The organism is Reichenbachiella sp., assembly GCF_039944555.1.
Classification (GTDB): Bacteria; Bacteroidota; Bacteroidia; order Cytophagales; family Cyclobacteriaceae; genus Reichenbachiella.
Genome location: NZ_JBDUYN010000006.1, coordinates 192,595 through 204,908, shown reverse-complemented (window position 1 = coordinate 204,908; position 12,314 = coordinate 192,595). Strand labels below are relative to the sequence as shown.

9 protein-coding genes and 1 riboswitch are annotated in these 12,314 nt (G+C 42.0%); of the genes, 7 read left to right on the top strand and 2 right to left on the bottom strand.

Annotated elements, in window-relative coordinates; genetic code table 11:
- Positions 1-15: 15 nt before the first annotated feature.
- Positions 16-252: riboswitch (cobalamin riboswitch) on the bottom strand.
- A 284-nt stretch (positions 253-536) separates the two neighbouring features.
- Genes ABJD64_RS05630 through ABJD64_RS05610 form a run of 5 tightly spaced genes read left to right on the top strand, consistent with a single transcriptional unit; the run spans position 537 to position 4,550 of the window.
- Positions 537-1,001, top strand: coding sequence for a hypothetical protein (locus tag ABJD64_RS05630; RefSeq protein WP_348179644.1), 465 nt, complete (start codon positions 537-539; stop codon positions 999-1,001).
- 44 nt (positions 1,002-1,045) lie between these two features.
- The gene (locus ABJD64_RS05625; protein WP_348179643.1) at positions 1,046-2,179 is read left to right on the top strand and encodes an ABC transporter substrate-binding protein; all 1,134 of its coding nucleotides are present in this window, start codon (positions 1,046-1,048) and stop codon (positions 2,177-2,179) included.
- Between the two features lie 44 nt (positions 2,180-2,223).
- A complete protein-coding gene (locus tag ABJD64_RS05620) occupies positions 2,224-3,240 on the top strand; it encodes an iron ABC transporter permease (protein ID WP_348179642.1) in 1,017 nt (338 codons plus the stop codon).
- Entirely contained in the window at positions 3,241-4,209 is a 969-nt protein-coding gene (locus ABJD64_RS05615) for an ABC transporter ATP-binding protein (RefSeq protein ID WP_348179641.1), read from the top strand.
- Entirely contained in the window at positions 4,206-4,550 is a 345-nt protein-coding gene (locus tag ABJD64_RS05610; RefSeq protein ID WP_348179640.1) for a hypothetical protein, read from the top strand. Before ABJD64_RS05615 ends, ABJD64_RS05610 begins: the two co-directional genes overlap by 4 nt.
- On the opposite strand, the gene ABJD64_RS05605 is transcribed toward ABJD64_RS05610, so the two are convergent.
- Together ABJD64_RS05605 and ABJD64_RS05600 are read right to left on the bottom strand one after the other, a co-directional pair.
- Positions 4,547-5,872 (bottom strand): ATP-binding protein, encoded by a 1,326-nt coding sequence (locus ABJD64_RS05605; RefSeq protein WP_348179639.1) that lies wholly within the window; start codon positions 5,870-5,872, stop codon positions 4,547-4,549. The two genes, ABJD64_RS05610 and ABJD64_RS05605, sit on opposite strands and share 4 nt — an antisense overlap.
- 3 nt (positions 5,873-5,875) lie before the next feature.
- Entirely contained in the window at positions 5,876-7,246 is a 1,371-nt protein-coding gene (locus tag ABJD64_RS05600; protein WP_348179638.1) for a sigma-54 dependent transcriptional regulator, read from the bottom strand.
- 176 nt (positions 7,247-7,422) lie between these two features.
- On the opposite strand from ABJD64_RS05600, the gene ABJD64_RS05595 reads away from it, so the two are divergent.
- On the top strand, positions 7,423-9,843 hold the full coding sequence (locus ABJD64_RS05595) for an ABC transporter permease (protein WP_348179637.1): 2,421 nt from the start codon (positions 7,423-7,425) through the stop codon (positions 9,841-9,843).
- A 45-nt stretch (positions 9,844-9,888) separates the two neighbouring features.
- Complete coding sequence (locus ABJD64_RS05590) at positions 9,889-12,312, top strand: FtsX-like permease family protein (RefSeq protein WP_348208194.1); 2,424 nt, start codon at positions 9,889-9,891, stop codon at positions 12,310-12,312.
- The last annotated feature ends 2 nt before the right edge of the window (positions 12,313-12,314 follow it).

The window sequence follows — 12,314 nt, the reverse complement described above, 5'->3', positions numbered from 1 at the left end:
TTCTCCCGAAAGCTCAGATAAATAGTAATTATCGGCAGGTCTCCTGGCTCTTCGATTATTTTGATTGGCCTTCCCATGACCGATGAAAGTCACAGTGGCTTAAGGGATCAAAATTGAAATCATCTTGAATGATGACGTCTTCGAATTACAGTTGCGGGAACAGCTTTGGAGTTTGTGCGGTGCACATCACCAAATTCCCTTTTAATTCATCCAGAACGTATTCCTTCAGAAACCAATAATTGCCGCAAATCTAGGTAAATAATCGAGGATCGGAAACAATAAAGAAGAAATGCGGTTATTCATCGATTGAGTACAATTGTTGTTATTTGGTGGCCGCAAGTAGCCGTCAGTCATCAATAAGAACCCTGAATATAAAGAACAGGTTTATAGTAGTCGATGAAAATAATTAGTAATAAATTTACTTTTTATGCAACTAAATGTAGAAGACCATCATCTTATAGTTGTGAAACCGTAACGACCGTTTCACGTCTTTAAAGAAGAAATCATAAAGAACCAAAGATCAAAACTCGACTATCATGGGATTATTAGGGCTGTTTAAAAAAGAAAAAAAAGGGAAGAAAGCTACCCAGTGTAGCGTGTGTAAATCACACATGGAAAGAAACGAGGGGTATGCATTGACTACATCCCAGGTAATTACCAGTAAAACTTATTGGGATCATAAGATGGTTGAACCTGAGACGATGTCTTATACTACTCAACATTTCAAGGACAAGGATGAAAATGCCACTAAAATGAGAGGTATCATCTTCGAAAAAACGGCTGAAAAAGATCAGACCTGGATGACTTGCGATACTTGCATTAAGCATTTTGACGTAGATCATGAAGAAACCAAGGTATTGGCTGGAGAATGGTGGAATGCTGAAAATGGTCATAAAATCCCAAATGCAGGAAGAGCCATAGATCATCTGCCGAACGAAGATTATGAATCAATCAAGAACTATGCTACCATGGAAGCTGGTTCTACCTTGATCAGATTATAGGCCTGCAGTATTATTTTCTAAAAGGATAAGTGTTTATTTGCGCGATGAATAGATACCTATCCTTTTTTTTATGGCTATTTTTTCTGGTAGGCTGTACAAGTAGCCCCAAAAAAGCACCAATTAAGGCTTATAAGCCTTCAGGCGGTATTCTTTTTGCCGAGCGATTCCAAATAGAATATAAGGAGGGTGTCAAGTTGATTACCATTGACAAACCCTGGCAGGGTAGTAAAGAACCCATCAAATACCTACTGTACAAGGATTCTATCCCGAATGTTTTTGTTGACGATAACTCATATGTTAAGATTAAAGTCCCGGTTCGGACCATTGTTTGTAACCTGACGACGCAGCTGGCACTTATGGAGGAGCTAGGTGTATCTGACAGGCTGATTGGTTTTGCCCAGACTCAGTTTATTTACTCTCCAGCATTTATTGAGAAGGTGGACAATGGAATCGTGAAAGAAGTGGGACCGGACGGTAGTTTGGACATAGAAAGCATTTTAAACTTAAATCCCGATATAGTTTTGGCCTTTAGTTCGGGTAATGAAAACAGGCAGCTGGAAAAATTGCGCGAATTGGGTGTAAACGTAGTCATGAATGCCGGATACATGGAGACAACCGTGCTAGGTCGCTATGAGTGGATTAAATTTCTTGGCCACCTCACGGGAACAGAAGATATCGCTACACGCATATTTGACGAAAAGGTGATCGCTTATGATTCATTGGCGCAACTTGTAAAAGGGAAAGAAGGGCCAGCAGTCATTACAGGAACATTGTACGGAGGCACCTGGTTTATGCCGGCCGGCGACAACTACGGAGCGAATATTCTAGCGGCTGCAGGAGGGAATTATTTATGGAAAGAGGACCAAAGTACCGGTTGGTTAAGCATGGATTTTGAATCTGTGTTCGAACAAGGGTATGATGCCGACTATTGGATTGGGGTAGCCAGTTACAGCTCATTAGGTCAACTGTTAGAGTCTGACGCGCGATATGCGGAGTTTGAGGCCTTCAAAAAAGGAAATGTGTACGCCTATATGGCCCGGGTCAACGAAAATGGCGCCAATGACTACTTTGAGTCAGGCAATGTCAATCCTGACAAATTGTTGGCAGATCTTATTAAGATTTTGCATCCGGAGTTATTGCCAGATTATGAACTCTATTATTATATGAAGTTGGAATAGGCTAATCTTTTCTTGTAATTTCGTAAAAATCTCCATTCCCTGTTTTGAATAGACCTCTTGTCATACTGATTGCCATCTTTGTTATCACATTCTTATTGGACGTGATGTTTGGCTCTGTTCTTATTCCTTTGGAGGCCATTTGGAACATACTAATGGGACACGCTGTGGAACATCCTGCCTGGGAACGGATTGTATTCAACTACAGGTTGCCGAGGGCAGTCGCTGGTGTGCTAGCCGGTAGCGCACTAGGGTTAAGTGGGCTGTATATGCAGACCTTCTTTCGAAACCCACTGGCCGGACCGTATGTGCTGGGAATCAGTGCTGGTGCCAGTCTGGGTGTGGCTCTTGTGGTATTTGGAGAATCCCTTTGGCTATTGTTTGGCCTTCAGTTTACCTCCGGTTTTTCTATGGCAGTGGGCGCTATTATTGGCTCATTCCTGGTTTTTGCAGTGGTTTTATTTTTTTCAGCCAAAGTCAGAGACAACACCTCACTGCTTATCATTGGCTTGATGTTTAGTAGTGCCACCAGCGCCATTGTGAGCATTCTTCAGTTTTTTAGCAATCCTGAAGACGTCCAGTCGTATTTGATTTGGACATTCGGAGATTTAGGTAGTGTAACAGTCAACGAACTACAGATCTTGTTTCCTCCTATAGTCATAGGCTGGCTAGGATCCGTATTTCTGATCAAGCCTCTAAATATATTTTTGTTGGGCAATCAGTATGCGAAGAACGCAGGCCTAAACATGACGTTGGCCAAATACGGTGTTATCAGCATTACGGCATTGCTATCAGGAACGGTTACAGCTTACTGCGGTCCTATTGCTTTTGTTGGGTTAGCCACACCACATATTGCCCGTATGATTTTGGATACTTCAGACCATCGATTACTTATCCCATTTGTGGGGTTCCTGGGAGCAATTATTCTAATGTTTTGTGATATTATTTCACGGATGCCCGGATTCTCTCATTCTCTGCCATTAAATGCCATCACGTCAATATTGGGCGGGCCTTTGGTTATTTGGTTAATCGTCAAACGAGGTAACATCTCAAACAGCTTCTAGATGACAACGCTAAAGATCATAGGGCTGAATATTGGGTATGGGACTAAAGAAATTGCCAGGGAAATTGATCTGACCCTGGCTGGTGGTCAGTTGGTCTGTTTGCTTGGACAAAATGGAGTAGGAAAGTCTACCTTGTTGCGGACGCTTTCAAACTTGCAAGAGCCTTTGGCCGGCGAAATCAAACTTGATGATAAAGACATAAAAAGGCTGGATCGTCGGGAACTCGCCACTCGCTTAGGAATTATCACTACCGAAAAAATCGGTATGTCTAATATGACAGTTCGTGAGTTGGTGGCACTCGGACGCTATCCCTATACCAACTGGATAGGAAAGGAATCTGTAGAAGACACAGAGAAAATAGAAGAGGCTATTTCCAGATGTAAGATCAATTATATAGAAAATGCCAGATTATCAGCTATCAGCGATGGGCAGTTTCAGAAAGCCATGGTCGCCAGGGTTTTGGCCCAGGATACGGAAATTATCCTAATGGACGAACCTACCGCACACCTGGATGTAGTAAACCGCGTCGAAATGTTTCAGTTACTTGAGACCATTAAAGAGGAAACCGGAAAATCTATTTTGATATCAACGCATGAATTGGACTTATCCATGCAGTTTGCCGACGAGCTTTGGCTGATGAATTTTAATCAGCCGATTATCACAGGAGCTCCGGAAGACCTGGGGTTGAAAGGGGAGATTGAGAAAGTATTTTTTCATGAGGAATTTGTTTTGGACAGCCGAACCGGGCAGGTGAGAATGAAGCATACACCGTCCCGTTACTTTCATCTGACGGGGGAAGACAAATGTGTTTCGTGGGTACAGAAAGCACTCGAGCGCAAGGGATATGGTCTTCGCTCAGATGGAATGACCATCGAGGTCGAACTCAAAGAAAATGTACTGGTCTGGAAACTTCAATCAAAAGAGGGGACTTCTATCCATCGTCTATTGGAAATCATTCGAGACTTATGAGCCAAATTAGAAAAATAAGAGAAGAGGAAATCATATTGGCCAAACATCTACTGGTATTGGGCAAAAAGAACCCCGACGAATACAGTTTTCCGAAGGAAGTGGATGAATATGAAGGGGGAGTAATGGGAAGTATCAACTTTACACTGGGTGATTCGGGCGATTATGCCGGTGATATCGTGCAGGTCGAGTACCATGACCAAGATGGTATTCGCGTATTAATCACGTTGACACAAAATAGCAAAGGAGAACTTTTGGATATGGATTTTTGGAAAGAGAATTTCACCAAACTGCTTCAGTATCCAAAACCGGTTGAAGTAAGTGTCAATACTCGTGGTATTTAGATCTCTATCGTTACTTTGGTTCCCTTTCCAAGCATACTTTTCACAGTTATTTTGCCCTGATGCATGCGGACTATTTGTCGTGATAAACTCAGTCCTATTCCTGAACCTTCTTTTTTGGTGGTAAAAAAAGGCACGAATATGTCGTCAAGGACGTCTGGAGCTATTCCGCAGCCGTTGTCTTCTACGACCACTTGGGTCCGATGATTGGAAGTAGACGAATGGACGCTTATTTGACCATTTTCTACACCGTCGAAGGCCTGTATGGCATTAAGCATTAGATTGAGAATGACCTGTGAGAATAGCTCTCCATCAGCCTGAAAATAAAGTTCATTTTGCTTATAGTTTAACTCTATGTTTTGCGCTTCCAGGGTAGCGCTTAGCAGTATGACACTATCATTAATCAGATCATTAAGGTTGATTTTTTTGATTTTAAGCGGTTTTAGCTGAGTCAGATGTTTATACGACTCCACGAATTGCGTTAATCCCTGACTTCGATTTTCTATCGTTTTCAACCCCTTGAAAATATCCTTTTTGGATTCATCACTTATAATATCATGAATCTTATCGTTTTCATCAATCATCATTTGCGAAATGACGCTGGCCAGCGTCGCAATCGGAATGGCTGTGTTCATGATTTCATGAGTGAGTACTCGAATCAATTTTTGCCAGGACTCCAATTCTTTCTCTTCCAGTTCCTGTCTGATGTCTTGAAAAGAGACGATGGTAAAAGAGGAGGTTTTAATATTGAAATAAGATTTTTTAATAGCCAGCGTGGTCAAATTACCATTTAGCGTCATCTTGTAAGCAAAGTTGACCACCGTGTGATCTGATACTTTTTCTTCAAGCTCAGGGTGATCCTGGAAAAGTCTCTTGACTTTCCTAAAATGGGGAATGTGAAAAAGGTCCCGTGTAGCCTGGTTACTTATTTCTACATTTCCATTTTCATCAAATACAACAATGGCAATGCTGATATGTTCCATTACAGTCTGAAGCAGCAAGTGTTCTGAAGCCCGTTTACTGTTTAGTTGATGAAAAATTTGTGCTATGTCTCTATAGAGCAAATTGAAATTGAACTTGCTATCGTGTCTACCGGATATGGACCCTTGAGAAAAGTCGCCTTGTCTGATAGCCTCTAGAAAGTTGAAAAGTTCCTTTTTCGATCGTTCGATATATCGTATCAGATTGAACACACCGAGAAAAAAGAAAAACACACCCCAAATGCCGAGTAACCAAAATTCGGTTTGTGTGATCAGATAAGCAGCCCCAAATCCCGTGATAAAAATGAAGACCAAACGAAGTATGATAGAAATTCTTGAAGTCAAAATCTAGAGGGCTAGTTGATATTTTTTTATTTTTCTGTAAAGCGTGGTTCTCCCCATGCCAAGAGATGCAGCGGCTTTCGATAAATTTCCCTGATGCTCAGTGACTGCTTTTTTGATGGCTTTGATCTCCCAATCAGATTTGTGCACAGGGCTTTCATAGGTATCTGTTGATACTTCTTTGAGTGCAAGATCTTCTGCTTCAATGATCAACTGATCTGTGAGGATAATGGCTCGCTCTATGGTGTGCTGAAGTTCGCGCACATTTCCCGGCCAGGGATAATCTTTCATCATTCCATGGGCAGATGAAGAAAATTCTATATTCGGCTTGTTGTACTTTTTACTATATAACTGCAGGTAGTGATTAGCAATGGGCTCCACATCCTCTTTTCGCTCACTTAGATCAGGAATATTGATGGTAATGGTATTGATCCTGAATTGCAGATCCTGGCGAAACTCTTCTTTTTCTACCATCAGGTCCAGGTTTGCATTGGTAGCACAGATCAGTCGAATATCGACTTGAACGGAATGTTCGCCACCCAGCGGATGAATCTCACGATTTTGGATGACAGAAAGAAGCTTAGCCTGCTGCGAAGGAGAGATGTTGGCCATCTCATCGAGAAAAATGGTGCCGCCATCTGCCAGTTCGAATTTCCCTTTTTTGTCGGTATGTGCATCAGTAAATGCTCCTTTTTTGTGACCGAAGAGTTCTGATTCAAATAAACTCTCAGCCAGGGCACCCAAATCAACTTTAATAAAAGGTTGATTGGCACGATTGGACTGCTGGTGAATTTGTTTGGCAATGAGCTCCTTACCTGTTCCGTTAGCACCCAGGATCAGCACGGAGGCATCTGTCTTGGCGACTTTATTAGCCGTCTGGATCACTTTTTCCATGGCAATTGAGGCAAATATCAGAGGCGTGGCCGACCCGATGATTCTATTTAATTCGCTTTGCTTTTCACGAAGTTCATTGACCTCTTTTCTTGATTTTCTTAGTTGGTAGGTGTTGATTGCTGTGGCTAGTAGTTTCTCCTTTTCCCAGGGCTTTACCAGAAAATCAATCGCGCCCAATTTCATAGCTTCTACCGCCAACTGAATATCGCCGTAGGCTGTATTTAGGATAACATGAGATTCAGGAAATTTCGATATGATTTCCCTTAACCAAAAAAGTCCTTCCTGACCGGTAGTGGCTCCTTTGGCAAAATTCATGTCCAGGAAGATCACATCCGGGTGCCAGGACTCAATCACGTTCAGAATACGCTTGGGGTCGGCTTCCGTTCTAATATCCTTGAACTTTGACTTTAGGGCCAATTGAGCCGTAAAAAGTACGTCCTTGTCGTCATCAACTATTAATATCCTACCACTTAGCTTGCTCATATTTGAGTATTAGAATTAAAGCAAATCAATTAAATGTTTCATATTGAAACAAGTCCGTGTTTCAATATGAAACAGTTGTAGCTTATTTTTATAAGTCAATTTTTGTAAATAGCTTATAATGAGGTATATAGGAGTTTGGCCTTGTTTTGGACTTGTGATGCGAAAATAGAATGATCATGATCAAGAATTTTATCAAAGTTGCTTTTCGAAATCTAGTCAGGAATAAACTCTATACCACCATTAATGTACTTGGTTTGGCTCTGGGTATTGCAGCCTGTCAGATGGTGCTCAACTATGTCTTGCACGAAACAAGCTATGACAACTGGCACAGTAAGAAGGATCGGATTTATAGATTGATACAGGAAATAGATAGGCCTGATGATTTTTTGAAGTATGCCAAAGTCCCTCATCCGGTGAAACCACTTTTGCTACAGGAATTTCCCGAAATAGAGCAGGTCACAAGGATTTATCCTAGTGCTATTATTGGTGGGAAAATCAAAATGAAATACCAGGAACAACAATACTATGAGGAGGATATCTTTATGGTTGATCCTAACTTTTTTGAAGTGTTTGACTTCGAGTTTTTGGAAGGAAATGAGGCAACTGCTCTGATTCACCCAAATAGTTTAGTACTTACAGAAAAGTCAGCCAGGAAATATTTTGGAAGTACATCTCCCTTGGGTAAAACCATAGATTATAACGGACGAACCAATCTGGAAATCACTGGCGTAATCAAACATGTACCGGAAAATTCTCATATGCAATTCGACTTTTTGATTCCCATGGAATATCAAAGAGATACATGGGTTAGAAATTTCAACTATGATTTTGAGGAGGATTGGATGTGGTCCGGGGCAGCAGTTTACCTACAGCTCAAATCGGGTGTAGATCACAACCAGTTGACTGGCAAACTGCCCACATTTGTTGATACTCACTTTCGCGGAGAGAAGCAGGAAAGGACCACGCTTGATCTTCAACCATTGACAGATATACATCTTGATTCTGATATGAAGGGAGAGATCGGTATTAGCGGAAGCAAAAGCCAATTGTATGTGTTCACCATTATTGCGATGCTCATCCTCATGGTGGCAGCCATCAACTTCATGAATCTGGCAACAGCGAAATCTGTAAAACGGGCCAGGGAAGTAGGTATCAGAAAGGTGATGGGCGCACGACGAACTCAATTGATCTATCAATTTATAGGAGAGGCTTTGGTTATCGCATTGATTGCCATGCTGCATGCCTATTTGATTGCCAATTTGGCCTGGCCAGTGTTCAATCACTTCACTGATAAGAATTTGTCCTTTATGGCTTTTATGACCAATCCAATGATTCTGACAGGAAGCTTTGGAATCACCTTCTTGACTGGTATTCTGGCTGGTGTTTACCCTGCTTTTTTCTTATCTGCATTTCAGCCTGTGAGAACATTGAAAAATGATTTTAAAGGGAATGGAAGCCTTTCGCTCAGAAAAATACTGGTGCTGTTTCAATTTGTGATTTCCATTGTTTTTATCCTTGCCATTCTCGTAGTTGGCAATCAGCTGGATTACTTGAGAAATAAGGATTTGGGCTTCAACAAGGAAGCGATCATCACGATCAACGATCAAGGGAATGCCGGTAAGAATTTCAATGTATTGAAGCAGAGACTGCTGACGAACCGAAAGATAAAAGATGTATACCGTGGGCAGATTCTGGGAGGCACGGTATGGTCTAATTCCGTAGTACCTCAAGGCTTTCACGACGACGAAGCCATTTCTGTCAGTATGCTCTATACAGGGGATAATTTCACAGATCTATTTGAAATTTCCGTGCTAGAAGGGCGAAAATTTGATAAGTCCATTGATATCGACAATGACAACGAAAGGTGCGCTTTCCTTATAAACGAGGCTGCAAAAAGGAGGTTTGGATGGACAGAAGACCCAATTGGCCGAGAGGTTCAATGGATAGGCGGTAATGATAATAAAACCCTGGTCAAGGGAAAAGTAGTGGGGGTGGTAGAGGATTTTAACTACAGATCGCTCTATGAAACAATTGAGCCTATCATCATTATTTTCAGCAATTGGGGGCATATAGCAGTAAAGGTAGATACGGAAAACATTCAGGAGAGCATTGCATTTATCCGGGACGAATGGGAACTGCAAGCCCCAGGCTGGGACTTTGACTTTAGCTTTTTGGATAAAACCCTGGATGCACAATATAAAAAGGAAGAGAACCTGTCACAGGTCATTCGATACTTTGCCGGGCTCGCCATATTCGTTTCCTGTTTAGGTGTGGTTGGTCTGGTGTCGTTTATCGTAGAACAGAAAAGAAAAGAAATTGCCATTCGTAAAACACTTGGAGCATCAGTAAGGCATGTATTGAGCCTGATTTCCTCAGGGTTTATAAAACTCGTTCTGGTATCAAGCTTAATAGGCTGCCCTATAGCCTATTTTCTGATGCAGGATTGGCTGGAAAATTTTGCCTATCGAACTGAACTGGGGCTCGATATTTTTGTCCTGGCCATGATCGGTAATTTGCTAATTGTTTTAATTACTATCACCTCGCACACGCTGCACGCAGCTACAGAAAATCCTGTTAAATCATTGAGACAAGAATAAATCTAGAAAATGGTAAGTGCTTATATAAAAATTGTATTTCGTCAGTTGATCAAAAGCAAAGACTTTTTGGTCATCAATGTACTGGGATTGGCAGTAGCTCTATCTGCTTGTCTGATTATCTGGCAATTTGCCAACTATCACTTGAATTTCGATTCATTTTATGGCCAGGGAGATCAGCTATACCGTGTGTCTTGCCACATCAGGCAAGGAGATATCGAAGATTCACACTCAGCGGCGTTGTCGACCTTGATTGGCCCGACGGCCAATGATCAACTACCCGAAGTGGAGACCTATGGTAGATTCTGGAACATCAGCTATATGAACCATAGCCTGATCTACAAGAATGAGGACGAAATTAGCATGTTCAGCGAAAAGAAAGTTTATCTGGTAGACGCCAGTGTTTTCGATTTGTTCGAGCTTGATTTTGTTTATGGAAGCGCACTTGCATTCGAGGGCAACAATAAAATGGTGCTCTCCGAAAGTTCGGCCATTAAATATTTTGGTCAGAATGACCCTGTGGGTGAAACGCTGACCTTGGCGAGCAACATGGGCGACCATGAATACGAGGTGGTAGGTGTCGTTCGGGATTTGCCGACCCAAACACATGTGCAATTTGATTTGCTCTTGACCTTTGATGCCCACAAAAAGTACTATGAAAACTCAGCCAACTGGCAGCGCTTCAACACCATGAACTATCTGAAGCTTAAAAAACCGGAAGAGGCTGAGGAGGTAGCCGCCGCCATTCAACTAATGATAGATGAAAATGTAACGGCAAAAAAAGACCAACGGGGATACGAATATGAAATCTATTTGGAAGCCATCAAGGATATCCATCTCTATTCTAAGGTTAGCGACTCCTTCAAGACCGGCGCAGATGCTACATTGATTTATGCATTGATAGGGATTACTGTTCTGATTCTGGTCATCGCTTGGATTAATTATCTGAACCTGGCCATGGTCCGCGCCTTTGATCGAATGAGAGAAATTGGTGTCAGGCGTGTGTTTGGTGCTAACAACAAGCAGTTGGCGTCTTTGTTTATCATGGAGGCGCTGCTGGTCAACCTAATAGCGTTTGTGCTGGCGCTGACCCTCTCTCAGTTGGGATCGCCATATGTCAGTCAATTGACTGATTTACAGATTGCTATTTTCAGTCAGCCGCTTGTTTTGATGGCACTGTTGGCCACTGTCTTGTTTGGTGCAGTCATTACAGGCCTATACCCTCTGGCATTACTGAAGGTACTGAAAACCGCAGACGTACTGACGGGTAGAAAAATTAGATCCATAGGCAGACTACAGTTGCGGCAAATGATGATCCTGTTGCAGTTTACTGTTACCTTCATTTTAGTCGCAGGTACAGTGACCATATACAAGCAGATTACTTTTATGAAGTCCGCCGACTTGGGTATCAATATAGATGATACGCTTATTATCAAATCTCCTCCGGCCAATGTTCACAATTCGGAAGATGAAGGTCAACAGGCTTATAACTTATTCAAAACGGATTTGGTAGATCAATCTGCCGTCCGGGCGGTCACCAATGCAGGTGAAGCACCTGGTGAACCCATCAGCTGGAGAGCAACCTCTGTCAGACTCAAAAATGCTTCGGAGAACATCGGTATCAATACAGGTTTGGTCTCCATGGGTTTGAACTATCGTGAATTCTTTGACATTGAATTGCTCGCCGGCCGATGGTACCGACCAGGTGATAGTCCATGGCGCAAGAAAGATTGTGTGATCAATCTGAAGCTGGCTAAAAGATTGGGTTTTGAAAAGCCGGAAGATGCTGTTGGAGCTGAGATTGCGGGATTTTTTGCTCCTGTAATTGTGCGCGGTGTAGTTGAAGATTACCATCATGAGTCCCTGCATGCTGGTTTTGAGCCGGTCATCTACATTTTAAGTGACTGGACAGAATACTATTTTGTGAGATTGAATATTGACAGACAACAGACGCCAGAACGGCAATTTGAACAATTGAAATCAACCATGGCAATTGTAGAAGCAGCCTGGGACCGGGCTTTCATCACACCTATGGATTATACTTTTTTGGACGAAAAGTTCAATCAACAATATCATGAAGATGAGCGTTTGGGTAAAGTTTTTGGCATGTTTGCCTTACTCGCTATTTTTATTGCTGCCCTGGGTTTGTACGGTATGTTTAGCTTTTCCCTAAGGCAAAAAGTAAAAGAAATAGGTATCAGGAAGGTACTCGGTGCTCATGTGATAGACCTGACCAGACTGCTTACAGCTAACTACCTAAAAATCCTATTGATCGCTTATTTGATCTCTGTACCATTATATCTGTACCTCACAGATGCCTGGTTAAATAACTATACTTTCAGAATAGAAAAGGGCCTCTGGATTTATTGGATGCCATTGGTACTGATTATCACCATTTCGATATCAGCTGTCATCACGCGGTTGATCAAATCCATCAATGACAATCCTATTAAGGCCTTAAGACAAGAATAATC